We start from the raw sequence: 26,882 nt of genomic DNA on the forward strand, positions 1-26,882 counted from the left end.
GACACTTTGAGGGGGAGTTATAAATGATCGAAAGAGAAACTTCCAATACCTTTCATTTGGCTTCTAAATATGAGCCTGCCGGAGATCAGCCAGCCGCTATTGCTGAACTAGTTGACGGTGTCAAAGGTGGAGAAAAAGCTCAAATTTTACTTGGAGCGACCGGAACAGGTAAAACATTTACAATCTCTAATGTGATTCAAGAAGTGAACAAACCAACATTAGTGATTGCACATAATAAAACACTAGCTGGACAATTATACGGGGAATTTAAAGAATTTTTCCCAGATAATGCGGTCGAGTATTTTGTCAGTTACTATGATTATTATCAACCAGAAGCATATGTACCCTCAAGTGATACATATATTGAAAAAGATTCCAGTATTAATGATGAAATTGATAAACTACGCCATTCAGCGACAAGTTCTTTATTGGAACGAAACGATGTCATCGTGGTAGCATCAGTTTCTTGTATTTTTGGTTTAGGGGATCCGCGGGAATACAGTCAACAAGTTGTTTCATTACGTGTGGGAATGGAAATGGATCGTAATGAGTTACTAAAAAGCTTAGTCGATATTCAATTTGAACGAAATGATATTGATTTTCAACGGGGGCGTTTTCGTGTCCGCGGTGATGTGGTTGAGATATTCCCAGCTTCACGGGATGAGCATGCGCTACGTGTTGAATTTTTCGGAGACGAAATTGATCGAATTCGTGAAGTAGATGCGTTAACTGGTGAAATTGTCGGCGAAACAGAGCATGTCGCTATTTTTCCAGCAACACACTTTGTGACGAACGAAGAACATATGGAACACGCCATTTCGCAGATCCAAGAAGAATTAGAGGCACGTTTGAAAGTGCTTCGCAGTGAAAACAAATTATTGGAAGCCCAACGTTTGGAACAGCGAACCAACTATGATATTGAGATGATGAGAGAGATGGGCTACACGTCAGGGATTGAAAATTACTCTCGACATATGGATGGTCGCCAAGAAGGGGAGCCGCCATATACGCTGTTGGACTTTTTCCCAGATGACTTCTTACTTGTAATCGATGAGTCTCATGTAACAATGCCGCAAATTAGAGGGATGTATAATGGCGACCGAGCACGGAAACAAATGTTAGTGGACTATGGTTTCCGTTTACCAAGTGCACTTGATAACCGACCGCTTCGTTTAGAAGAATTTGAACAACATGTAAACCAAATTGTTTATGTATCGGCAACACCAGGACCTTATGAAATGGAACAAACAGAGACTGTTGTTCAACAAATCATTCGACCAACAGGTTTACTAGATCCAGAAGTAGAAATTCGCCCAATTATGGGTCAAATTGATGACTTGGTGGGCGAAATTCATGAACGGATCGAAAAAGATCAGCGGGTGTTTGTCACAACCTTAACGAAGAAAATGGCCGAAGATTTAACCGACTATTTCAAAGAATTAGGCTTAAAAGTTAAATATTTGCATAGTGATATAAAAACACTGGAAAGAACGGAGATCATTCGCGATTTACGATTAGGCGAATTTGATATTCTAATAGGTATTAACTTATTACGTGAAGGAATCGATGTGCCAGAAGTTTCCTTAATTGCGATTCTAGATGCAGATAAAGAAGGCTTCTTACGTAGTGAACGCTCGTTAGTGCAAACGATGGGACGGGCTGCCCGGAACGCTGAAGGAAAAGTCATTATGTATGCAGATAAAATCACCGATTCGATGCAACGAGCTATGGATGAAACGGCACGACGTCGGGCAATCCAAGAAGCATATAATGAAGAACATGGCATTGAACCAAAAACAATTATTAAAGAAATTCGTGATTTGATTTCTATTTCCAAAACAGCTGATAAAGATGAAACAGTGGTTCAATTGGATAAATCATATGAAGATTTATCAAGACAAGAAAAAGCTGATTTATTAATGAAACTTGAAAGAGAAATGAAAGATGCGGCCAAAGCATTAGACTTCGAAACTGCAGCCACATTACGAGATACCATTCTTGAATTGAAAGCTGCCAAATAAGTCAACCAACGGATTAAGTAAAAGATACGATGAGCCATCGTATCTTTTACTAATCTTTTCTCTATAGAATGACTTGAAATGATTTGACGTAAGAGATTTAGTAAAAGGAGAACATATATGGCAAATGATAAAATTGTGATTCATGGTGCACGCGCCCATAACTTAAAAAATATTGATGTCACGATTCCTCGTGACAAAATGGTTGTTGTAACTGGACTATCTGGTTCTGGCAAAAGTTCATTAGCATTTGATACGCTTTACGCAGAAGGGCAACGACGTTATGTAGAGAGTCTCTCTGCTTATGCGCGACAATTTTTGGGACAGATGGATAAACCAGATGTTGACAGCATCGATGGTTTAAGTCCAGCGATTTCAATTGATCAAAAGACGACAAGTAAAAACCCGCGTTCAACAGTGGGGACGGTCACGGAAATCAATGATTATTTACGATTGTTATTTGCTCGGGTAGGTCATCCAATTTGTCCTAACGATCATATTGAAATTACCAGTCAGTCTGTTGAACAGATGGTTGATAAAGTCTTAGAGCTACCAGAGCGAACAAAAATTCAAATTTTGGCGCCTGTTGTGGTCAAGAAAAAAGGCCAACATAAAAAAGTGTTTGAAATGATCCAACGTGAAGGGTATGTCAGAATGCGGGTGGATGGTGAAACCTATGATGTTAGTGAGGCACCAGAACTTGAAAAAAATAAAAAACATGATATTGCGATTGTGATTGACCGTATCGTTGTGAAAGAAGGCATTCGCTCTCGCTTGTTCGATTCGTTTGAAGCGGCTTTGCGTTTAGCTGAAGGTTACGCAATTGTTGATGTGATTGGTCAAGAAGAGATGTTGTTTAGTGAACATTATGCTTGTCCTTATTGTGGGTTCACAGTCGGTGAATTGGAACCGCGCTTGTTTTCATTTAATGCACCATTTGGCGCTTGTCCCGATTGTGATGGTTTAGGTGTTAAATTAGAAGTGGACAAAGACTTAGTGATTCCAGATCCCACTAAAACCTTGAGAGAAGGAGCCATTGTTCCGTGGAACCCTATTAGTTCCCAATATTATCCACAAATGTTGGAGCAAGCAGCCACCAGTTTTGGGATTGATATGGATACGCCGTTTGAAGAATTACCTGCAGACCAACAAGAAATTATTTTAAATGGTTCTGGCGAGAAAAACTTTCATTTTCATTATGAAAATGACTTTGGTGGTGTTCGTGATGTGGAAGTGCCATTTGAAGGGATTTTAAAAAATATTAAACGACGTTATCATGAAACAAATAGCGATTTTACACGAGATCAAATGCGGTTATACATGACAGAATTGACTTGTCGAAGCTGTCAAGGGTATCGTTTGAATCCGCAAGCTTTAGCTGTAAAAATCAATGGCACGCACATTGGTGAAGTCAGTGAATTAGCAATAAAAAATGCGGTCAAATTTTTTGAAGGTGTGTCTTTATCTGAACAAGAAACAACGATTGCTCGGCCAATTTTAAAAGAAGTCGAAGATCGGTTAACCTTCTTAAAAAATGTCGGGTTAGATTACTTAACCTTAAGTCGAGCTGCTGGTACACTTTCTGGTGGAGAAGCACAAAGAATTCGCTTAGCAACACAAATTGGCTCAAACTTATCAGGCGTCCTTTACATTTTAGATGAACCATCAATTGGTTTGCATCAACGAGATAATGACCGCTTGATTGACTCATTGAAAAAAATGCGGGACTTAGGCAATACATTAATTGTGGTGGAACACGATGAAGATACAATGATGGCTTCGGATTACTTGATTGATGTGGGACCTGGCGCTGGACATCTGGGCGGTGAAATTGTAGCCGCTGGTACGCCGGAAGAGGTTGCTAAAAATCCGCATTCATTGACCGGACAATATCTTTCTGGGAAAAAAGTGATTCCTGTACCAAAAGAACGTCGCAAAGGTAATGGCAAAGCGATCAAAGTCACTGGTGCCAGTGAAAATAATTTAAAAAATGTCAGTGTTGAATTTCCGCTCGGTGAATTTGTTGCTGTCACAGGTGTTTCAGGTTCAGGGAAAAGTACTTTAGTCAATCAAATTTTGAAAAAAGCACTGGCCCAAAAATTAAATCGTAATTCCAATAAACCTGGGAAACACAAAAGTATCACTGGTTATGAAGCCATTGAAAAGATTGTTGACATTGATCAAAGTCCGATTGGTCGAACACCAAGAAGTAATCCAGCGACTTATACTAGTGTTTTTGATGACATTCGCGATTTGTTTGCCCAAACAAATGAAGCCAAGGTTCGTGGTTATAAAAAAGGCCGCTTTAGTTTTAACGTCAAAGGTGGCCGTTGTGAAGCTTGTCGCGGGGATGGTATCATCAAAATTGAAATGCACTTTTTACCTGATGTCTATGTGCCTTGCGAAGTTTGTCATGGCAAACGTTATAATTCTGAGACGTTAGAAGTTCATTATAAAGGCAAAAACATTTCTGATATTTTAGATATGACGGTGGAAGATGCCGTAGAATTTTTCAAACATATCCCTAAAATTCATCGTAAATTGCAAACAATTGTGGATGTAGGCTTAGGCTATGTGACATTGGGGCAGCCAGCAACTACTTTATCTGGTGGAGAAGCACAGCGGATGAAGCTAGCGAGTGAACTTCATAAAAATTCTAATGGGAAAAACTTTTATATTCTGGATGAACCAACAACAGGCTTGCATACCGATGATATTGCGCGGTTGCTTCTAGTATTAGAGCGTTTAGTGGAAGCGGGCAATACCGTTTTAGTGATTGAACATAACTTGGATGTCATCAAATCTGCGGATCATGTGATTGATCTAGGGCCAGAAGGTGGCGACGGTGGTGGGACAATCGTGGCGACAGGAACACCAGAAGAAGTTGCTAAAGTCAAAGACAGTTACACAGGATATTATTTAAAACGTGTTCTGAAATAAACATTAATGATTAGATAAAGAATCTTGTTTTTATGGGAAACAAGGTTCTTTTATTATAAAATAACAAATATTTTTTAACGAAAATTAAAAATAAATGTTGACTTAATGTGTAATTAAAAGATATACTATGTTTGTTAACAAAATAACAATGAACACGAAGGGAAGTCTTAAATGAAAAACAAAAAAATAACAACAGGTTTATTAACAGCAGGAATGGTCTTAGCTATCGGAATCACACCTTTTGTACATAGTAACACAATGGAAGCAGCGACCTTAATTTCACAATCAGACCATGAAAAAGTAATGGGCTTTACCAAGAAAGACTTAAAAGAAGCAACGGGCATTCAATTGGAGCCGGCGACAGTACAAGCCGTTCATCAGGAATTAAAGCAACAAATCACCTGGGAAACATTAGGCTATTCCACAATTGATGCGCAAAATATTGCGACACGTTTTACACAAAATACATATCAGGCTCTGGGGATTTTAACAGATATCGCCAACCATTCAGACCTTCAATTGAAAGTCATTACCATTAATAATCCCTATCTAGCAACAGCTAAAATTGGTACCTTTAAGTGGGAAACTGTAACTCCTGAAGTTGGTGGGGACCATGAAACAGCAGACAATGAACTAACCACACCGACACCAACTGTTGCCAGTCTTCAAGAGATTGATGTAGAAATCGAATACGACGAAAATGAAATTGAGTTCACCTATGAAATAAAATCGAACGGAACAATTGAAGCAACGTATGAAGATGAATCTGCTGATTTAGAATTAGAAGGTAAGGCAGCACAAGACAAAATCATGACTCTTTTAGATGGATTGTCAATCAAAACAGCTACAAATGAACAAATTAAAGAACACATTACGAAAAAGTTAGCCGTGAATGAACAAGTAAAACAATTTGAGTTTGAAGCTAATTTTACTGATAAAACAGAAATTGAGTTTGTATTAAAATAACACAGAGTTATATAGTATAATTCAGCAATTAAAACAGCATTGACAAAAATGTCAATGCTGTTTTTCTATGAAAGAATAGAAATCTTTATAAGAATGATTGAAAAGCTTTCTTTGATACGCCCGGGGTGTTATAATATAGTGATGCAAGTGAAGGGAGTGTTGAATATGCCAGAAAATTTACAACTGGTTATTATTACAGGAATGAGTGGCGCTGGAAAAACAGTCGCTGTTCAAAGCTTTGAAGACATGGGCTATTTCTGTATCGACAATTTACCACCAAGCTTAATCCCAAAATTTTGGGAATTAATTAAAGAATCTGGAAAAGTTACCAAGATTGCGTTAGTGATTGATTTACGTTCACGGACCTTCTTTAGAGAAATTCAGGATATGTTAGTCGAACTTGAAAATACTAATTTTATTGATACAACGATTTTATTTTTAGATGCCACCGATGAAGAGTTGGTTTCTCGTTATAAAGAGACACGGCGTGCGCATCCAATGGCGATGGATGGTTTAGTGACAGAAGGTATTCGTAAAGAACGTGCAATGCTGGAAGAAATCAAGGCGGATGCTCAGTTGGTTATTGATACCACGGACTTGTCCCCTCGTCAATTGCGGGAACGTTTGAATAAAGAACTAGCAACGAGAGAGACACACGAATTTCGAGTGGAAATGGTGTCCTTCGGCTTTAAATATGGTTTGCCGATTGATGCAGATATCGTTATGGATGTTCGCTTTTTACCTAATCCCCATTATATTGATGAACTACGGCCGTTAACTGGAATGGATCAACCTGTTTATGATTATGTGATGGGCTTCCCAGAAACAGATGAATTTTATACAAAATTTATCGATTTACTGCGAACAGTCTTACCTGGATATAAAAAAGAAGGTAAAAGTAGCGTTACCATTGCAATTGGCTGTACTGGCGGACAACATCGCTCTGTTGCATTGACAGAACGTGTTGGCGCTGAATTAAAAGAGGAAGATTACCATGTAAATATTACCCACCGCGACCGCTTAAAAAGAAAAGAAACGGTTAATCGCTCTTAATGAAAACCTATCGAATTCGTAAACCGAAGATTGTGGTTGTTGGTGGTGGAACAGGCTTGCCAGTAATTTTAAAAAGTTTAAGAAATCAAAGTGTTGATATTACTGCCGTCGTAACGGTCGCTGATGATGGCGGTAGTAGTGGCGAGCTTCGTTCCTCTATTAATAACATGACACCTCCGGGAGATTTAAGAAATGTTTTAGTGGCATTGTCAGATATGCCACAATTATATGAAGATATTTTTCAATATCGTTTTGATAAATCAGATAGTCATTTTGCCAATCATGCAATCGGTAATTTAATCATTGCTGCTGTCTCAGAAATGAGAGGAAGTACGTATGAAGCGATTCAATTGCTTTCAAAAATGATGCATGTTGATGGACGGATTTATCCATCATCAGAACGGCCATTAACGTTACATGCCGTATTTAAAGATGGCTCAGTGGCGGTGGGAGAATCAAAAATTGCACTGGATCGCAAGACAATTGACCATGTGTTTGTGACAAATACACACGGAGAAGAACAGCCAAGAGCTGCGCGCAAAGTCGTCAAAGCAATTGAAGAAGCAGACATGGTCGTGTTAGGACCAGGGAGTCTTTTTACAAGTATTTTACCTAATTTAGTTATTACAGAAATTGGTGAAGCCATCAAACAAACGGCAGCCGAAGTAGTCTATATTTGTAACATCATGACCCAAAAAGGGGAAACGGAACATTTTACGGATGCCGATCATGTTCGTGTCTTAAACGAGCATCTACAAGCGCAGTTTGTTGATACAGTGTTGGTTAACACAGAAAAAGTACCAGAAAATTATATGGATCCTGAAATTTATGATGAATATTTAGTTCAAGTAAAGCATGATTTTCAAGGATTACGTGAAGAAGGTTGCCGAGTCATTTCGACAGACTTTTTAGAATTAAGAGATGGCGGAGTTTTTCATGATGGGGAAAAAGTTGTTGAAGAACTTTTCCGTATCGTATTTGGAACGAAATATTAATTAATCAAAAGAATCAAGAGAGGAGGAGCTTAGATGTCTTTTGCCTCGGATGTCAAAAAAGAGTTGACTGGTTTAGAAGTCCATCGAGAACACGCGAAAGCAGAATTAGCAGCATTAATTCGGATGAACGGCTCACTTAGCTTAGTTAATCAACAGTTTGTCTTGAATGTACAAACGGAAAATGCTGCAATTGCTCGTCGAATGTATTCATTGCTGAAAGATCATTACCATGCACAAGCAGAATTATTAGTTCGTAAAAAAATGAAACTAAAGAAAAATAATGTTTACATTGTGCGTCTAAAACAAGATACACAAAAAATTCTAGCTGATTTGGATATTATGGATGGGGTCGTTTTTAATGGCAATGTGTCAAATGAAATCATGGGTAACGCGCAAAAAATGCGTTCCTATTTACGTGGAGCCTTCATGGCTTCTGGATCAGTTAATAATCCGGAAACAAGTCGCTATCATTTAGAAATTTTTTCAATTTATGAAGAACACAATAATGATATTTGTAAGATGTTGAATTACTATGACTTAAACGCTCGAACATTGGGACGCCGAAATGGGTATATTTGTTATTTAAAAGGTGCTGAAAAAATTGCCGACTTTTTAACATTAATTGGTGCCACGAACTCTATGTTGAAATTTGAAGATGTCCGGATTGTCCGTGATATGCGGAATTCAGTAAATCGTTTAGTGAATTGCGAAACAGCGAATTTAAATAAAACCATTGATGCGGCTTCAAAACAAATTGAAAATATTCAATTTATTGAAAGTACAGTAGGGCTGACGTCATTACCGGAGAAACTTCAGGAAATCGCAGAATTACGGTTAGAGTATCCGGAAGTTAGTCTCAAAGAACTAGGGGAAATGATTCCTTCAGGAGCTATTTCTAAGTCAGGTATTAATCATCGTATTCGCAAAATTAATGAATTTGCAGAAAAATTACGAGAAAAAAGTGCGTAAATTTTCTGCTCCAGAAGTGAAGAATAACATTTCCGTTTGAAGTGCTATCCTTCACTTTTTCTTTAAGCGTGTAAAAAAAATTAAAGTGTGCAAAAAGTGTGTAGCGCTGAAATGTAGTGTTGACCTGTGGTTTAAAGAAAGGACGTTGGCACGAATGTTGCATGTAATAAAATGCAAACGATTACTTATTGCTGTTTTTAACTAAAACATTAAAAACTATTGGAGGGGTCAAAATGGTTCAACGATTAATTAGTGCAAATGCATCAGAAATCAAACGGATGTCAAAAGAAGAGCTGTTTCAGAGTATTAAAGCGAGCGAAGGGCGCGTAATTTTATCGGAAAATGTGGTAGTTCATCCATCCGTAGCAGGTGATATCACTTGTGCGGAAATGTCAAAAGCATATGGCGCAGACATGATTTTATTGAATGTTTTCGATGTTAATCAACCGATTGTAGTAGCTGCTTATGAAGGGCAATATACTGCGGAAACATGTGTCCCTAATGATGAGGTTGTTCATCGTTTGAAAGAACTAGTCGGTTTACCGATTGGCATGAATGTCGAACCTGTTGATGAAAATTTAGACTTAGCTTCAACGAGAGTTTCGATTGAACCAGGTAGAAAAGCATCAGCAGCTACTTTCAAAAAAGCCAATGAACTGGGTTTGGATTTTATCTTATTGACAGGTAATCCAGGAACTGGCGTGACCAACGACTTGATTGCTAAGAACGTGGCCTTAGCCAAAAAACATTTTGATGGCATCATTATTGCCGGAAAAATGCACAGTTCAGGCGTAGATGAACCAGTGGTCAGTTTAAAATCAGCTGAACAATTTATTGAAGCGGGTGCTGATATTGTCTTAGTCCCAGCAGTCGGCACGGTTTGGGGCATCGATGATCAACAAGTCAAAGAAGTTGTGGATTTTGCACATTCAAAAGGAAAATTAGTTATGAGTGCCATTGGAACTTCACAAGAAAGTGCTCAACCTGAAGTTATCCAAGCAATCGGCATTAGAAATAAAATTTTAGGCGTAGATATTCAACATATTGGCGATGCCAATATGGGCTTAGTTGGTATTGAAAATATTAAAGAGCTTTCTGATGCGATACGTGGGAAAAGACATACTGTTGCTAGAATGGCTCGTTCGATTAATCGTTAAAAAAGTGAACAGAGACACGAATTCAGAAAATTTGAATTCGTGTCTTATGATTTTTTTATTGAAAAACGGTATACTAAAAGAGAAATAAAGGTTTGAAAGGATGAGGTCTTTTTATGGATATTTCAGTAATTGATGCAACAAAAGTTAACACAGAAACAGGGCTTCACATTGGTGAGAGCAATGCCCCTGTCAAAATGATAGAATTTATCAATGTTCGCTGTCCTTATTGCAGAAAATGGTTTGAAGAGTCTGAGGAACTGTTAGCACAATCTGTCAAAAGTGGTAAAGTTGAACGTATCATTAAGTTGTTTGATAAAGAAAAAGAAAGTTTACAACGCGGTAATGTGATGCATCACTACATTGACTATTCAGCGCCTGAACAAGCACTGTCAGCATTGCATAAAATGTTTGCTACGCAAGATGAATGGGGAAACTTAACCTTAGAAGAAGTAGCGACGTATGCTGAAAAAAATCTTGGCTTAAAAGAACAAAAAGATGCAACGCTTGTTTCCGCAGTGATTGCTGAAGCCAATGCGGCGCACATTCAATTTGTACCAACGATCATCATTGGTGAGCATATCTTTGACGAAAGTGTCACTGAAGAAGAATTACGAGGATACATTGAAAAATAAAAAAATGGAAACAGCGACTGTCGCTGTTTCCATTTTTTATTTTTAATTTAAGGCGCTACTATTTTCCATTACTTCATCGATTAAACCATATTCTTTTGCTTGTTCGGCAGTCATATAGTTATCACGATCGGTATCACGTTCAATCACTTCAATCGGTTGGCCAGTTCGTTCAGCTAAAATTGAATTTAAACGTTGACGAGTGTCTAAAATGTGACGAGCAGCAATTTCAATTTCTGTTGCTTGCCCTTGAGCGCCACCAAGTGGTTGGTGAATCATGATTTCCGCATTTGGTAAAGCGAAACGTTTGCCTTTTTGACCAGCTGTTAATAAGAAGCTACCCATTGAAGCTGCCATTCCTAATACGATCGTTTGGACATCCGCTTTAACGAAATTCATGGTATCGAAAATCGCTAAACCTGCAGAAACGCTACCTCCAGGAGAGTTAATGTACAAGTAAATGTCTTTTTCTGAATCTTGGGCATCTAAGAATAATAACTGTGCAATCACTGAGTTTGCCACGTTATCATCGATAGGGCCGCTTAGCATAATGATGCGGTCTTTTAATAAACGAGAGTAAATGTCATAAGCACGTTCACCGCGAGATGATTGTTCAATAACTGTTGGAATTAAATTCATAAGTAAATCCTCCTATATAAAGAAACTTTTAAAGTCATTCTATCACAAAGCACTTTGAATGCCTATGAAAAGTATACCTCTTTGGTCAATAAAGGTCAACGAAGTCGCTTGGAAAATTTTGTGTCATTTTTTATCCGAAACTTTTGGATTATGTTATACTAAAATGGAAAATTAGAAAAGAGCGAGGGGAAAAATATGTTTGTTTTTATCGCCGGAATGGTCGGTGTAATCGTCGGTGCGCTAATAGTCACAGCAAGTGCCGCCTTACATTCATCTTACAAAGAGCGAAAAGAAGTACGTTATCGTGAACTAGAACATTTGGTTAAAGAAATTGAATCATTGAATTTATTAAATAAAAAAGTCAAAGAAATTTTACAAAAGCGTGAATTATATATAGACAGATCAATTGAATACTTATCGATGGATGATTGTTTCATCAGCATCGATGATTTTATTTATTTGGAATCATTTTCTGCTCAAAATAATTTTTACTTACCGACGTACTTAATTGAAGAATTTTTCAAAAAAATTGCGCATCGTAAAGTCATTTTGACGGCCAGCGAAGTTGCTGAAATGGGTGGTCACACCTATAAAGGCGGCCGTGTTATTTTGGAAAATTTTTCAGACGAGATTTTAGCAATTATTGAAGATAAAAAACGTAAAATGCAGCGTTTGTCTAACGAACCACTTCATTATTTTAAAGCGATTAAATAAAAAAAGAACCAGCGTACCCGCTAATTTTTTGGGGTATCTGGTTCTTTTTCTTGTTGTTCCATATCGGTCATAGTGTCTTCAATTTCTTTATGTAAGAAATAAGAAATAACTGTACGGATGATCACCAAGGTTGCCAATTTCAAAATATCTTGAAAAGTTGGTTTGACAATGGATTCAATAATATCAGCAGCAATTAAAATTTCTAAACTTAACAGAATGTAGCTACCAAGGAAGTTTTTGATGAACGTATTCATTTTGGTTAAGGTAAAGCGGCTTTGATTTTGTCGTTCACTTTTAATGAAATCTTTTCCTGCTAAACAAACACCCCAAACTAAAACAATAATCGAAAAAACATTCAGTCCTAAAATACATAGCTCAAAAAGTGGGGTTAAAAGCGTCATTAACTGATGGGGCCACTCATTCATCGTATTCACTCCTACCAAAAAGCCTTTTCTTTAACTATAACGAAACGGCTGACTAACGTCAAATATTGTTGAAATAAACAGGCTAAACTATTCAGCGTATAGAAAAAAACTAAGAAAATTATGAATAGCATCTAACAATTAAGTAAAAGGATTGTAAAGGTTCTTTTACTTTTTTTGTGTAAAAAAAGACTTTTAAAAGGAATCAGGTGTCAAAAAGTAAGTGAAAACCAACTTTGTCAGTGGATAGTCTTTTCATTAATTTTTAAAAGACAAATTTTACGTTTTCAAGAGCCGAATACTGCCAAGTTTTAGCCTTTAAAGGTGATAGAATCAGAAATTGAGTAAGAGATGTGTCACAAAAACAAGGAGACACATCGACTTGATGAAAGATTTAAGGAGCTGTAGTTGAAGTAAAGAGAAGCAAGTGTCCCAAACACTAGCGAAAGAAAATAGGGAGGATTAAAATGTTTAAGAAAGCAACGAAATTATTATCGACAATGGTGATTGTCGCTGGAACAGTTGTGGGAAATTTCAGTCCCACATTGGCTTTAGCTGAAGGAGCGGTTAAAGCAGGAGATACAGAAGGAATGACCAATACGGTGAAAGTGAAAGACGACAGTCTGGCTGATTGTAAACGGATATTGGAAGGACAAGCTACTTTCCCAGTTCAAGCGGGTGAAACGGAACCAGTCGATTTAGTAGTTGTTGAAGATGCCAGTGGTAGTTTTTCAGATAATTTTCCACATGTAAGACAAGCGATTGATGAAGTGGTTCAAGGCTTATCTGATCAAGACCGCGTGATGCTGGCTTCATATCGCGGCGGAAAACAATTTATGTTTCCTGATGGAAAGACAAAAATTAATTCAGCTGATTATGATATGAATGTGCGCGTCAATACGCAATTGACTTATGATAAAAGCCAATTTGTCTCTGGTTTTGGAGACGTTCGGACGTATGGTGGTACGCCAACCGCCCCAGGATTGAAACTCGCTTTAGATACGTACAATCAAACACACGGAGATTTAACGAATCGAAAAACGTATTTCCTATTAGTGACAGATGGGGTCGCTAATACACGTTTAGATGGTTACTTGCATAAAACCAATACCAATGATTCAATCAATGAATATCCAGATCCAAGACATCCTCTTCAAGTCTCAGTGGAATATAGTAATGACTACCAAGGTGCAGCAGCAGAAGTTTTAGCGTTAAACCAAGAAATTACTAACCAAGGCTATGAAATGATTAATGCGTATTGGGAAAGTGTTGAATCTTTAAGTTCAGTAAATTCATACTTTGATAAATATAAAACAGAAGTGGGTCCTTTTGTAAAACAAGAGTTGCAACAAGGGTCTAGCACACCAGAAGATTTTATTACAAGCCAATCTATTGATGATTTTACAACCCAATTAAAACAAATTGTCAAAGATCGTCTGGCGCAATCGACACCAGCAACAGCTTCATTAACGATTGCCAATCAATTTGATATTCAATCGGCGACCGCTACGGACGATGCTGGAAATGATGTGCCTGTTCAAATTAACGGACAAACCATTTCAGCAACTAGTACAGAAGGTTACGTAGGAAACATCACGATTCACTACGAAGTCAAAGAAAATACAGCGATTGATGCAGCAACCCTTGTAAGTAGTGGGACAATGAATCAAGGAACAATTGCTAAGGAATTTCCAGAAGCGACGATTCCTAAAAATGACAATGCGCATGCGTGTGACGTGACGCCAGAAGATCCAACGATTACAAAAGATATCGAAAATCAAGAGCACTTAGATTTAACCAATCGAGATGATAGTTTCGATTGGCATGTCAAAACAGCCTTTGGCAATGAAACAAGTACTTGGCAACAAGCCAGTTTAGTGGATGATATTAACCAATTATTAGATATCCAAAAAGTCGTTGTCACTGACGAAACTGGCGCCGACGTAACCGCCAATGGAACAGTGGCACAAGACGGCAACAAAGTAACCTTTACTATGAACAAAAAAGATGACAGCTACTCTTACTTAGCTGGTCATACATACACAATGACTATTACCACTAAAATTAAAACTGACGCAACGGACGAAGAATTAGCGCCTTACATTGAACAAGGCGGAATTCCCAACCAAGCGGACTTGAACTTTGGCAACGAAGGTGACGTGTTGCATTCCAATAAACCAACGGTAACACCACCTGCACCAACACCAGAAGATCCAACGATAACAAAAGATATCGAAGGTCAAGATCATTTAGACTTAACCAACCGTGACCAAGCATTCAAATGGAACGTCAAAACAGCCTTTGGTAACGAAACAAGCACTTGGACCCAAGCCAGCATGGTGGATGACATTAATAAAGTGTTAGACATCACAGACGTGAAAGTTACAGATGAAAATGGCAAAGATGTTACAGCTAACGGCACAGTAACACAAGAAAATAACAAAGTAACTTTTACCATGAATAAAAAAGACGACAGTTATGCCTACTTAGCTGGTCACACATGCACAATGACCATTACCACTAAAATTAAAGCCGGCGCAACGGATGAAGAATTAGCGCCTTATATTGAACAAGGCGGGATTCCCAACCAAGCCGACTTAAACTTTGGCAACGAAGGGGACGTGTTGCATTCCAATAAACCAACCGTAACACCACCACCTGTTGATCCAAATATTACTAAAGACGTAGAAGGACAAGAACATTTAGATTTAACCAACCGCGATCAAGAATTTAAATGGAATGTCAAAACAGCTTTCGGTAACGAAACAAGCACTTGGACCCAAGCCAGCATGGTAGATGACATTAATAAAGTGTTAGACATCACTGATGTGAAAGTCACTGATGAAAATGGTAAAGATGTTACAGCTAATGGCAAAGTAACACAAGAAAATAACAAAGTAACTTTTGAAATGAACAAAAAAGATGACAGCTACTCATACTTAGCTGGACATACGTACACAATGACTATTACCACTAAAATTAAAGCTGACGTAACGGACGAAGAATTAGCGCCTTATATTGAACAAGGAGGGATTCCCAACCAAGCCGACTTAAACTTTGGCAACGAAGGGGACGTGTTACATTCCAACAAACCAACCGTAACACCGCCTGTACCAACGCCAGAAGATCCAAAAAAACCTAAACCTAAACAACCGTTAAAACCGAAGAAACCGTTGACGCCTACAAATCATCAAGCACCAACGAACCCAGTCAATTTTGGAAAATCAGCAAGTAAAGGAATTCATTTACCAATGACTAATACCACAGTAAATCCACTTTACATGATCGCAGGTTTAATTGTCCTTATAGTGGCTATTAGCTTTGGCATAACAAAAAATAAAAAAAAGAAAAAATTAGACAAACTAAAAAGGAAGAAAAAACATGAATAAAAAAATTTCGTTCAGTCTGTTAATTTTGTTACTTAGTTTGTTGGTAGGTTTTACATTTATTCCGCATAAAAAGGAATTAAGTTTCAATGAATATCAAGAAAAAAAACACTCTGGCGAAACATTTTATGTTGTTTTAAAAAAGAAAAACTGTTCAGATTGTCAGGATTTCGAGAAACTATTGCAAGCACCTAAACAGGTTTACTATGTAGAATTAACCAACAAAGAGACCATGAAGGAATGGTCAACATTTATCCGAGAAAATAAAGTTTTACATGTGCCATCTATGTTTAAAATAGATAACGGCCATCTCAAGAAAATTGATGGAGAAGGAGATGCGAATCAATTATTCGCAAACTATCAAAAAATAACGAAGTAAAAAGAATAAAAAGACAAGACAAGACAAGTTTCCTTTATTAGGAAACTTGTCTTTTTTATAGTGATAGTCGTTTATTAAATAACATGTGAAATGTTTTACAAATTCATTTTGGTTTGATAAAATAAATATAGACATATGAATTTGTTTTCATTTGTTTTGAGAGGAGGAACGAATGATTGAATTGATTTTACTTTTGTCGGTGATTCTTTTAGGTTTATTGATTGGAAATAAAAGAGTTGATAAATGGCTTTTTCTTAAGGCATTACTTTTGTTTTCTGTTATGCTAAGTGTGAGCATCTTAATTTCGGTAGCTATGTATTTATTATTAACAATAGGCGTTGCAAACGTAATAGGGCAGCGGTTAGAGTCGTTATTTCTTTTAGGGATAGTCGTTATCATCAGTACGAGTCTTTTGTTATATTTTTTATTGAATTTAACGACGAAAAAAATTGTTTTACCCATCGCTTTAATGAAAATAATTGAATATTATATTCAATGGGTATTGATTTATGTTACTATTTATCAAGTGATTTTTGATCAGTTTATTGTTTCTTCAGAAGTAAAAAATACGTTACAAGGAACTATTGATGAGCCAGTCGCAATCATTATTGTTATTTTGCCATCATTTATTTCAATTTGGATTGCCGTTGTTTTATTTAGGCTTCGTATGGAAGAACTTTAATCGGATACTTTTAGAATGGAGGAATTTGTATGTCTGCTTGGCAAACATTTAAAAATGGAACAAGGCAATTTTTTAAAGACATCTTGCAGTACTTATGGTTATTTTTTACTTTAAATGTTTTATTATTATTGGTGGGTGGGGCTTTTAGTTGGGCTACTTCCAACGCACTAAAAACTCAAGGTATTCCTTATCTTTCGTTTAATAACCTGAATTTACTGTTAGAAAAGCCGCTTGCTCTGGTGTTATTAATTCTCTTGTTGTTACTTTTTTTAGGTGCAGTTTTTTATCAGTTTACCTTTTTATTATTAGGGATTTTTCAAATACGGCAAGACCATCGCTTTCATTTTAAAGGAGTTACCAAGGCATCTTTTAAAGTTCTTAAAAAGCAAGGTGCCCGTTCGTGGTTATTCTTTTTCGGTTATTTTGTTGTCATTGTCCCTTTTGGAAACCTAATTTTCCAAAGTAATCTATTGACGAAATTTGTGATTCCAGATTTTATTGTTGAATTTTTGTCCCAACGAATTCCTTACTTGGTGGGGCTACTGGCTTTTGGGTTATTAGTCTGGTATTTAGCTATTCGTTTCATTTACACGCTTCCATTAATGATTTTGGAGAGAAAAAAAGCAGGCGAGGCAGTTAAGGCTAGTTGGTCAATGACAAACAAACGATTATGGTTCATTATTCGTAATATTGCATTTGTGACGATCGCGGTATTTGTTTCAACGTATGTTATTTATGTGTTACTTTATCTTCTACAGTTGAAGTTAGATACCTTGAGCGATACCATTAGCTTGCTAGGTGGTATTTTAAATTTAACGGTTGTCCAATTTTTACAGTTTGTCTCTAATGCTTGGCTTTCAGTATTACTGATTAATTTCTTATATACACAATTAAATGTTCAAGTAGAAACGACGACAAAAGTTGCCTTTGACAAAGAAACGAAACGTAATAAATTAGTGACTATCGGAATGGGCCTAGGACTATTCACCATTTTTGGCGGCTATATAATTTTCAACGCTGTTTACTTAACAGGGCTATTAGAATCAAAACCTTTGATTATTTCGCATCGAGGGGTCACCAATAGTAATGGCGTACAAAATACCATTCCTGCTATGGAAAGAACCATTAAATTTAAACCAGATTATATTGAAATTGATGTTCAAGAAACCAAAGACCATCAATTTGTTGTGATGCATGATGCAAACCTTCAAGAACTCGCCGGCGTTGATGGCACGCCACAAGAATTTACGTTGGCTGAATTAACAAAAATGACCGTTAAAGAAAATGGCCAAGAAGCACCAATTGCCAGTTTTGATGATTATTTAGCGAAAGCAAACCAAGCCAAACAAAAATTACTAGTAGAAATTAAAACGTCTAAACAAGATAGTCAAGGTGCGCTTTCTAACTTTATTGAAAAATATGAACGTCCTTTGATAAAGAATAACCATCAGGTTCAATCTCTCGACTACAATGTGATCAAAGTGTTTAAAAAAGCCAAATCAAAAGTAAAAGTTAGTTTTATTTTGCCCTATAATTTCACTTTTCCAGAAACACAAGCTGATTTGTATACAATGGAAGCTACTACGTTGAATGATACCTTCATTTTAAAAGCTGACCAACAGAAAAAAGCAGTTTATGCTTGGACAGTTAATGACTCAGAGGTATTAAGTAAAATGCTCTTTATGGACGTTGCCGGAGTGATTACCGATGATTTGGAGTTAGTCAATGAAGAAGTCAATGACTTTGAAAAAAATCCGTCGTATGCGGATCGTATTTTGCATTATATTTTTATGCTGCCAAGTGTGGCTTCTCAATAAAAAATGAAGAAGAGGGTTAAACGAAATGAAAAAAGAATTTTCGCGAGTACTTCTTAAAAATCAATCTGATGAAATTCTTATCTTAAAAGATCGGCCAGACACATGGAATTTCCCTGGCGGAAAACAAGAACTTGGTGAATCAGCGCTGGAATGTGCGATTCGTGAAATGAAAGAAGAATTAGCAGTGGAAATTACTGAACTTGAAGAAATTTTTACTGGACCACTTATTTTTGATTCAATCGTTTGGCAAGGACATTTTTATTTTGCCAAACAAGCCCAAGGAAAAGTTACCCTGAACGAACCAAATAAAATTAAAGGCGTACAATTTATTAAGCGGTTTGAGGAAGTAAATTTTTCACCAGGATTAGCTCCGCTATTTGATTATTTGGCGCGTAGTGATTATTTAAAGTTAAACAAAACTAACTGGAAATAGAGAGAATAGGGGTGTCTTTTGCTAGGGCTTTGTCAAGCGCATCTTTGATTATTTTAGAAAGTCCAAGGAAAAGTCGTGGGCATTGTTTATTCCTAATAAATATGTTATAGTAATTAAGTAATCAATTTTGATAAGTAATTTGAGTTATATATTTAAAAACTATACTTCTCCTTTTGCCACTCAACATTTTTTGCAATAACTTGCATATTTTTATGCACTAGGAGGAAATATATATGAACAACGGTACAGTAAAATGGTTTAACGCAGACAAAGGTTTTGGATTTATTACAGGTGAAGATGGCAATGATGTATTTGCACATTTTTCAGCTATTCAATCAGATGGATTTAAAACTTTAGACGAAGGCCAAGCAGTAACTTTTGATACTGAAGAAGGTCCACGCGGCTTACAAGCAACGAACATCGTAAAAGCTTAATAATGAATGAAAACGGACCACGTGTTGGTCCGTTTTTTTGATAGCTGTTGTCTGATCTCGCCATTAATTACATAGCAAAACAAAGCAGAGGCCATTTAAAGGAGGAGAATCTGAAGACGACCTTAACTGAGCTGTTACTTGTAAGTGGATTATTTTGGCTAGTAATCATAATTGGTGTGATTGCTGGTAGTATATTTCTAATTAAGTATTTTAGAGGTCGGAGCTGAACGGTTCTGTTCCCGCCAATTATCAGGTTTTAAGCCTGGGACAAAAATCCAAAGTGATTTTTGCCCCAGGTTCTTTATTTAATTAGGGTATTAAGTTTTAGGTAAAATAATTAACAAATTAAAAGCAATTTACTATATAATCAGAAAGGGATCTTTAAGAGAGAAGCAGGTGTTTGCTTGTCGTAATACTTTGTTTAGCAGATAGAAAAAGGAAACGTTATGCGTTACAATAGGAACGGAGGAATTTTAACCTTATTGGATTTGTAGCTGAAGCAGAACAAATGTTGTCGCGTTAAGTGCGATTGAGCTTGCCACAAGCAACATTTGAAAAAAATACGGATAGAAAAATCATTCCTAAACAAGAAAAAAACACTCTTTAGATGAATAAAGAGTGTCCAGAAACGTTGATAAATCAACATATTTAAATAACGCGCCCTGAGGGAATCGAACCCCCGTCTCAAGAACCGGAATCTTACGTGATATCCACTACACTAAGGGCGCGGCACGAATACTAGTTTAGCTGATATTGACAAAAATTACAAGAGGGAGGACGAAAATAATGAAATTTGAGCAACGAATGTCCCAACAACAAAAACAAGTCCAGAAGTTGGCCATGACTCAACAGCTTCAACAATCCATTCAAATTTTACAATTTAATACGGAAGAACTCGCTGCCTTTGTTGAAGCGAAAGCACTAGAGAATCCATTGATTGATTTACAAGTAGACACGCAGTACACCACAGATTTTCCGATAACTAGTCGTTCTTACACCAATCAAGACGAAGAAAATAATTATATGAATCAAATTCCAGACTATCATTTATCATTATTTGAGTCTTTAATTGATCAAATTCATTTGAATTACCGCGATACATACTTGCGAACATTGGTATTGTTTTTAGTAGAATATATAGACGTGAATGGTTATTTAACGATTTCGTTAGAAGAAGCGGCAGAGAAAACCGAAGCAAGCGCCATTCAAATGCTAGATGCATTAACTTTGTTACAACAGCTAGATCCAGCAGGTGTGGGGGCACGCAATTTACAAGAATGTTTGATGCTACAAACAGAACGAGACGATACCGCGCCTAATTTAGCGTATATTTTATTGGAGGAAGAATTTGATGCCTTAGTGAGTCGTAAATGGGGCCCGTTAGCTAAAAAATTCGGGATTGAATTAGCAGAAATTCAATTGATTTTTGATTATATACAAACGTTATCGCCAGCGCCAGGGAATATTTTTGATGCGACCGAGGAATTGTATATTCGACCAGATTTAACTGTCCGAATCAAGGAAGATCGAATAGTGGTGATTTCCAACAAAGCTGGTCGACCGACATTAAATTTTCAAGAAAATTATTTCAAACGAATGCAAGAGACTGACGACAAAGAAGTCCAAGAATATATTAAGGATAAGAAAAACGAATTTGAATGGTTAGAGCGCGCAGTGAATCAGCGGGGGGATACAATTTTACGTGTAGGGCAAGAAATTGTGCGTCGTCAAGAAGCCTTCTTTTTAGAAGCAGATCGGCCATTAAAACCAATGACTTTAAAAGAAATTGCGGATGCTTTGTCTATTCATGAATCGACAGTTAGTCGTGCGGTCAATGGAAAATATCTAGAAACCACGTTTGGCGTCTTTGAATTGCGCTCATTCTTCTCAACAAGTATTCTTTCATCAGAAGAAGATGGCGAGGATGTCTCAACAACGATGGTTAAAAAGCAACTACAAAAATTAATTGATCAAGAAGTAAAAAGTAAACCGTTATCTGATCAAAAATTAGTCGAGCGATTAAAAGATTCAGGCATGGAAATATCCCGGCGAACGGTAGCAAAATATCGTGAAGCCCTAGGGATTCCATCTTCATCTAAACGAAAACGATATGAGTAAACAACCAAAGCTTATGAGTGATTTTCATAAGCTTTGGTTGTTTTTTTGTGATTTAAAAAATGCTGGTTTTTTGAATTGTAAAAAAAGCCTAAAGGAGGCAAAGTTTGCTTGCCATTTCCTAGGAAAAAACGTATATTAAAGTTACTTGCTTCTTTAAATAAAGGAAAAGAATAATTTTATAGAAAAGTTGGAAAGCACAAATGAATCAGACAGCAAATAGCAAGAAAAAACGCTATATTACAGGTTTTGATGGCATTCGGACGATCGCTGTAATTGGCGTGATTTTGTATCACCTTTTTCCCCAAGTCATGCGAGGTGGCTACTTAGGTGTTCCGATTTTCTTTGTTGTTTCAGGTTATCTTATTAACGACTTGTTGCGGCAAGAATGGGCAGAAAATCAGACCATTGATTTAAAAGGATTTTATGTGCGAAGGATGAAACGGCTGTATCCAGCATTAATTGTGATGCTTTTAAGTGCAGTTAGTTATATTACACTCTTTCAGCAGGATTTATTAAACAATATTCGCAGCGTTGTCGCTAGTAGTGTTTTTTATTACAACAACTGGTGGCAAATTTTTAAAGGGTTTTCTTATTTTGATGGATTTGCGACACAATCGCCATTTGTACATATTTGGTCATTGGCAGTTGAAGCGCAAAATTATTTAATTTGGCCATTACTTTTTATTCTTCTGGAACGCTTTGTTCGTAAGCGCGGTCGAATTTTCAGTTTAGTTTTAATCGGCGCCTTAATTTCGGTGACGCTGATGGCCGTTTTATATGTTCCTGGCGCAGATCCTACACGTGTCTATTATGGAACAGACACACGTGTTTTTTCTATTTTACTAGGTAGTGCATTGGCGTATGTTTGGCCAAGCACACGTTTGAAAGAAGAAATTCCAGAAGCCTCTAAAAAAATCTTAAATGGCGCTGGTTTAAGTGCCTTAATTCTTTTAGTATTAGCCTTTTTAACATTATCAGATCATACAAATTTTGTTTATTATGGCGGCATGTTTTTAATTAGTTTGGCAGCCACTGTTTTAGTGGCCGTCACTGCACATCCAGGGGCAGATATGAATCGTTGGTTAACGAATCCAGTCTTTACGTGGATAGGTAAACGGAGTTATGGCATTTACTTGTATCAATTCCCAATCATGATTTTTTATGAGGCCAAAATTAAGACCTTATCGGACCATGTTCTTCTACATTCATTGGTTGAAATAGCATTAATTTTAGTCGTGAGCGAATTGTCTTATCGTTTTATCGAACATCCACTGACACGATTGTCTTATAAGGATGTCTGGACTCAATTCACTGAGTTCTTACGGAAACCGTGGGACCTTCGTGAAAAAGGGACAATGGCCTTTATGACAGTGATTAGCGTGATTGCAGTATTCGGTTTAATTGTGGCCCCAGCAAACGCTAAAAGTGCGCAACAAGAGCAACTAGAAAAAAATATTGCGAAAAATCAGCAAAAAATTGAAGAACGTAAAAAAGAAGTTCAAGAAAGTGGCACGAAAAATAGTAGCACGTCCACAGAAAGTAGTACAAAACCGAGTGAAAGCCAAGACGTTCTACCCGCACAACTCACCCCAGAGCAAGTAAAAAAAGCGCAGAATTTAGAAATCACAACTATTGGTGATTCTGTTATTCTAGATGGTGCTAGCGGGTTACAAGATATTTTCCCTAAAATGATTATCGATGGGGAAGTGGGCCGTCAATTGTATAGTAGCATTTCACTAATTGGTGAACTAGACAAAAAGAAAATGCTTAAAGATACTGTTTTAGTGAGTTTAGGTACGAATGGTCCTTTTACAGAGGCACAATTTGATGAATTTATGAAAGCGTTAGGTAATCGAAAAGTTTATTGGATTAATGTTCGCGTTCCAACTAGAAGATGGCAAAATCAAGTGAATAGTTTACTTAGTCAAATGGACAAAAAATACGATAACTTAACGGTCATTGACTGGTTTAATTATAGTAACGCCCATGATGATTGGTTTTATGATGACCGAGTTCATCCAAATGTGGCAGGTGGCGAGCAATACACACACTTTATCGCGGAGAAAATTTTACAGTAGCAAGAAACTTCCAGCTCAGATGAAAGGGGCTGGAAGTTTTTTGTTATAGGAAAAGCAAATATAGGTAATTTAATGATTTTCTTGAAAACCTAAGCTTTTTTTTTAGATATCTGGTATACTGTTTTTGTTACAAGTTCCCGAAAGGATTTAGCAAGTAATTGTCGTTACTTACTAAAGATGCCTTGTAACCGAAACTATTTAGGGGGAATAACATTATGACAGAAAGACATTTATTTACATCAGAATCCGTTTCAGAAGGACATCCAGATAAGGTAGCTGACCAAGTCAGTGATGCAATTTTAGATGCGATTTTGGAGAAAGATCCGATGGCCCGCGTGGCATGTGAAACATCCGTAACAACTGGTTTAGTCCTAGTATTTGGAGAAATTTCTACAACAGCTTATGTAGATATCCAAAAAATTGTTCGTCAAACTGTGAAAGATATTGGTTATACACGAGCAAAATATGGATTTGATGGAGAGACTGTCGCAGTTCTTGTAGCAATCGATGAGCAATCACCTGATATCGCTCAAGGGGTTGACGCAGCCTTAGAAGTGCGTGATCAAGATGAAAAAGACGATATTGGCGCTGGTGACCAAGGCTTAATGTTTGGTTTTGCCGTTGACGAAACACCAGAATTAATGCCATTACCGATCGCGTTAAGTCATCGTTTGGTTCGCCGTTTAGCAGAATTGCGGAAGGAAAAAGTCTTACCTTACTTACGTCCTGATGCAAAATCTCAAGTAACAGTGGAATATGATGAGCAAGGTCAACCACAACGTGTGGATACGATTGTCATCAGTACACAACATGATGATGAAACAACCTTAGAACAAATCGAAAAAGACATTAAAGAACAAGTAATCAATGAGGTGATTCCTCATGAACTTTTAGATGATGAAACAAAATACTTTATCAACCCAACTGGTCGCTTTGTAATCGGTGGCCCTCAAGGAGATGCAGGCTTAACTGGTCGTAAAATTATCGTTGATACTTATGGCGGTTATGCTCGTCATGGCGGCGGTGCTTTTTCTGGAAAAGATGCAACCAAAGTTGACCGCTCTGCTAGTTATGCTGCGCGTTATATCGCGAAAAACATTGTTGCTGCTGGTTTGGCGAAAAAAGTAGAAGTCCAATTAGCTTATGCAATTGGTGTGGCGCAACCAGTGTCTATTTCTATTAATACGTTTGGTACGAGTGCTCTTCCAGAAAGTAAATTAATCGAAGCAGTTCGTAAAAACTTTGATTTACGTCCAGCAGGTATTATTGAAATGCTAGATTTACGTCGCCCAATTTATAAACAAACTGCGGCTTATGGTCATTTTGGTCGAACAGATATTGATTTACCTTGGGAACAAACAGATAAAGTTGAAGCGTTAAAAGCTAGTTTAGCTGAATAATTAAATAAAAAAATAAGAAGTCAGCCAATACTTGGCTGACTTCTTGTTTTTTTGCAATAATTTTTTTATGAAAAAGCATTTTTTTAAGACATTTTGTTCTTTTTTGTATAGAATAGCTATGGAGCAATTTAGAAAATTGACAATTGAATAGAAAAGGATGTGAACAAATGGCAAAAGAAACAAATGTTAAGTTAGTCACGGTGAGTGTTTTTGTGGCAACATTTATGACAGCCATTGAAGGGACCATTGTGTCTACTGCGATGCCAACGATTGTCGGCTCGTTACATGGCATGGAAATTATGAACTGGGTATTTTCAATTTATTTATTAACGAATGCGATGTTAACACCGATTTATGGGAAACTTGCGGATAAAATTGGTCGTAAACCTGTCTTCATGATTGGCATTATCATTTTTATTTTGGGCTCCTCGTTGTGTGGCTTTGCTCAAGATATGTTGACCTTAATTATTGCCCGCGCAATTCAAGGTGTGGGGGCAGGCGCAATTTTACCAGTTGCGTTAACGATTATTGCCGATATGTATACATTGGACAAGCGAGCGAAAATTTTAGGTTTAAACAGTGCCGCCTGGGGAATTGCTAGTATTTTTGGTCCGTTAGCAGGTGGTTTTATTGTAGATACAGTCGGTTGGCATTGGATTTTCTTCATTAATGTTCCTATTGGACTTGTTTTATTGGGCTTGATTAGTATTTTCTTAGTTGAACCAAAGCGGGAACGGACCAAGATGCCAATGGATATTTTGGGCAGCGTTACTTTGATGGCAGTGCTGCTAACGTTATTGCTAGGTTTTCAAATGATTAGCGATAATGGTTTTACATTAGTAACATTTGGTTGTTTGAGTTTGAGTGTGCTCTTTTTTGTAGCATTTGTGATGATAGAAAAACGCGCGCAAGACCCAGTGATTGATTTGCATTTATTTAATCAACCAACGTTTGTTTTAGTAAATCTTATTGCGGCGCTTATTAGCGGTTTCTTAATGGGGATTGATGTCTACATTCCGATGTGGATGCAAGGTGTCTTAGGAAAAAGTGCAGGAATTGGTGGCTTAGTTTTAGCGCCTATGTCGTTACTTTGGATGGCTGGATCATTTATAGCAAGTAGCTTTATGGAAAAATATGCTATGAAAAAAGTCTTAACGATTGGGTTATCGATTCTATTAGTCGGGGCCATCTTTTTAGTGGTAATGCCAATGGCCGTTCCGTTTTGGCTTTTCTTTGTAGTGTCTTCTGTCTTAGGAGTTGGTTTTGGGATTACTATCACAACGACTACGGTGACAGCACAAAGTACAGTGGAGCCTGAAAAAATGGGAGTTGCAACATCGTTTAATACGTTGGTGCGTACAATTGGGCAGACTGTGATGGTGTCAATTTTTGGTGTGATTTTAAACGCAGGAATGTTTGCAAAATTGGAAGCGAGCGCGTTAAACGTCGATGCAGATGTCATGAATCAATTAGTGAATCCACATACTGCAAATTTAATTCCAGCTGCGTTGTTAAAACCATTACGCGGTATCCTCTATGCAGGTCTGCATAATGTTTACTTAGTCGGTGCGGGCTTAGTTGTTGTCGCTCTTTTGTTAAATATTTTCGCAAAAGCGCAACGAGCGAAGCTTTAGTGGTACACTAATAGAAAGA

Annotated in this window: 21 protein-coding genes, 1 tRNA gene and 1 riboswitch; of the genes, 19 read left to right on the top strand and 3 right to left on the bottom strand. The window is 37.2% G+C overall.

All coding sequences use genetic code 11. The features are described 5' to 3' along the window. Positions 1–23 precede the first annotated feature (23 nt). From uvrB to IGL90_RS02600, 8 genes are all read left to right on the top strand, one after another. The gene (uvrB, locus tag IGL90_RS02565; RefSeq protein ID WP_002355618.1) at positions 24–2,021 is read left to right on the top strand and encodes an excinuclease ABC subunit UvrB; all 1,998 of its coding nucleotides are present in this window, start codon (positions 24–26) and stop codon (positions 2,019–2,021) included. A 117-nt stretch (positions 2,022–2,138) separates the two neighbouring features. After that, positions 2,139–4,958, top strand: coding sequence for an excinuclease ABC subunit UvrA (gene uvrA / locus IGL90_RS02570; protein ID WP_048737345.1), 2,820 nt, complete (start codon positions 2,139–2,141; stop codon positions 4,956–4,958). Positions 4,959–5,129: 171 nt separating this feature from the next. Then, positions 5,130–5,924, top strand: a complete 795-nt coding sequence (locus tag IGL90_RS02575; protein ID WP_002398108.1) for a YusW family protein — start codon at positions 5,130–5,132, stop codon at positions 5,922–5,924. Between the two features lie 165 nt (positions 5,925–6,089). Then, the gene (gene rapZ, locus IGL90_RS02580) at positions 6,090–6,977 is read left to right on the top strand and encodes an RNase adapter RapZ (RefSeq protein ID WP_002355625.1); all 888 of its coding nucleotides are present in this window, start codon (positions 6,090–6,092) and stop codon (positions 6,975–6,977) included. Then, on the top strand, positions 6,977–7,972 hold the full coding sequence (locus tag IGL90_RS02585; RefSeq protein WP_002355627.1) for a gluconeogenesis factor YvcK family protein: 996 nt from the start codon (positions 6,977–6,979) through the stop codon (positions 7,970–7,972). Before rapZ ends, IGL90_RS02585 begins: the two co-directional genes overlap by 1 nt. A 33-nt stretch (positions 7,973–8,005) precedes the next feature. Then, positions 8,006–8,941 carry a DNA-binding protein WhiA gene (whiA, locus tag IGL90_RS02590; RefSeq protein WP_002358736.1) on the top strand — a complete coding sequence of 312 codons (936 nt, stop codon included), beginning with the start codon at positions 8,006–8,008 and terminating at the stop codon, positions 8,939–8,941. 233 nt (positions 8,942–9,174) lie between these two features. Beyond that, entirely contained in the window at positions 9,175–10,098 is a 924-nt protein-coding gene (locus tag IGL90_RS02595) for a PEP phosphonomutase (RefSeq protein WP_002358737.1), read from the top strand. Positions 10,099–10,211: 113 nt separating this feature from the next. Beyond that, positions 10,212–10,730 (top strand): DsbA family protein, encoded by a 519-nt coding sequence (locus IGL90_RS02600; protein ID WP_002361283.1) that lies wholly within the window; start codon positions 10,212–10,214, stop codon positions 10,728–10,730. A gap of 42 nt (positions 10,731–10,772) precedes the next feature. Here the strand turns inward: IGL90_RS02600 and clpP are convergent, their stop codons facing one another. Continuing rightward, positions 10,773–11,366 carry an ATP-dependent Clp endopeptidase proteolytic subunit ClpP gene (clpP, locus tag IGL90_RS02605; protein ID WP_002355633.1) on the bottom strand — a complete coding sequence of 198 codons (594 nt, stop codon included), beginning with the start codon at positions 11,364–11,366 and terminating at the stop codon, positions 10,773–10,775. A 195-nt stretch (positions 11,367–11,561) separates the two neighbouring features. Between clpP and IGL90_RS02610 the strand changes: the two genes are divergently transcribed. After that, positions 11,562–12,080, top strand: a complete 519-nt coding sequence (locus IGL90_RS02610) for a hypothetical protein (RefSeq protein ID WP_002355635.1) — start codon at positions 11,562–11,564, stop codon at positions 12,078–12,080. A gap of 20 nt (positions 12,081–12,100) precedes the next feature. Here IGL90_RS02610 and IGL90_RS02615 read toward each other — a convergent pair whose 3' ends face one another. After that, positions 12,101–12,505 (bottom strand): DUF1622 domain-containing protein, encoded by a 405-nt coding sequence (locus IGL90_RS02615; protein ID WP_002383026.1) that lies wholly within the window; start codon positions 12,503–12,505, stop codon positions 12,101–12,103. Positions 12,506–12,969: 464 nt separating this feature from the next. On the opposite strand from IGL90_RS02615, the gene IGL90_RS02620 reads away from it, so the two are divergent. The 6 genes from IGL90_RS02620 (at position 12,970) to IGL90_RS02645 (ending at position 19,633) form a co-directional block, all read left to right on the top strand. Next, entirely contained in the window at positions 12,970–15,891 is a 2,922-nt protein-coding gene (locus IGL90_RS02620) for an isopeptide-forming domain-containing fimbrial protein (RefSeq protein ID WP_048737343.1), read from the top strand. Next, entirely contained in the window at positions 15,884–16,267 is a 384-nt protein-coding gene (locus IGL90_RS02625; protein WP_002358745.1) for a bacteriocin, read from the top strand. The genes IGL90_RS02620 and IGL90_RS02625 overlap by 8 nt, the downstream gene beginning before the upstream one ends. A gap of 172 nt (positions 16,268–16,439) precedes the next feature. Then, positions 16,440–16,949, top strand: a complete 510-nt coding sequence (locus IGL90_RS02630; protein WP_016614884.1) for an SA1002 family membrane protein — start codon at positions 16,440–16,442, stop codon at positions 16,947–16,949. Between the two features lie 29 nt (positions 16,950–16,978). Further along, positions 16,979–18,766, top strand: a complete 1,788-nt coding sequence (locus IGL90_RS02635; protein WP_048737340.1) for a glycerophosphoryl diester phosphodiesterase membrane domain-containing protein — start codon at positions 16,979–16,981, stop codon at positions 18,764–18,766. A gap of 25 nt (positions 18,767–18,791) precedes the next feature. Beyond that, entirely contained in the window at positions 18,792–19,199 is a 408-nt protein-coding gene (locus IGL90_RS02640) for an NUDIX hydrolase (RefSeq protein ID WP_002394961.1), read from the top strand. Positions 19,200–19,432: 233 nt separating this feature from the next. Then, positions 19,433–19,633 carry a cold-shock protein gene (locus IGL90_RS02645; protein WP_002355647.1) on the top strand — a complete coding sequence of 67 codons (201 nt, stop codon included), beginning with the start codon at positions 19,433–19,435 and terminating at the stop codon, positions 19,631–19,633. A gap of 656 nt (positions 19,634–20,289) precedes the next feature. On the opposite strand, the gene IGL90_RS02650 is transcribed toward IGL90_RS02645, so the two are convergent. Further along, positions 20,290–20,361 (bottom strand) — tRNA-Arg (locus IGL90_RS02650). A gap of 58 nt (positions 20,362–20,419) precedes the next feature. On the opposite strand from IGL90_RS02650, the gene rpoN reads away from it, so the two are divergent. The 4 genes from rpoN to IGL90_RS02670 all read left to right on the top strand — a co-directional run bounded on the left by rpoN (position 20,420) and on the right by IGL90_RS02670 (position 26,863). After that, complete coding sequence (gene rpoN / locus IGL90_RS02655) at positions 20,420–21,751, top strand: RNA polymerase factor sigma-54 (RefSeq protein ID WP_002361288.1); 1,332 nt, start codon at positions 20,420–20,422, stop codon at positions 21,749–21,751. Positions 21,752–21,951: 200 nt separating this feature from the next. Beyond that, complete coding sequence (locus IGL90_RS02660; RefSeq protein WP_048737338.1) at positions 21,952–23,829, top strand: acyltransferase family protein; 1,878 nt, start codon at positions 21,952–21,954, stop codon at positions 23,827–23,829. A 122-nt stretch (positions 23,830–23,951) separates the two neighbouring features. After that, positions 23,952–24,047: riboswitch (SMK box riboswitch) on the top strand. After that, positions 24,045–25,229 carry a methionine adenosyltransferase gene (metK, locus tag IGL90_RS02665; protein WP_002368060.1) on the top strand — a complete coding sequence of 395 codons (1,185 nt, stop codon included), beginning with the start codon at positions 24,045–24,047 and terminating at the stop codon, positions 25,227–25,229. Its footprint overlaps the riboswitch before it by 3 nt. A 167-nt stretch (positions 25,230–25,396) precedes the next feature. Continuing rightward, a complete protein-coding gene (locus IGL90_RS02670) occupies positions 25,397–26,863 on the top strand; it encodes an MDR family MFS transporter (RefSeq protein WP_048737336.1) in 1,467 nt (488 codons plus the stop codon). The last annotated feature ends 19 nt before the right edge of the window (positions 26,864–26,882 follow it).

It is taken from the genome of Enterococcus sp. DIV1307a, from assembly GCF_050537425.1.
GTDB classification, from domain to species: domain Bacteria; phylum Bacillota; class Bacilli; order Lactobacillales; family Enterococcaceae; genus Enterococcus; species Enterococcus faecalis.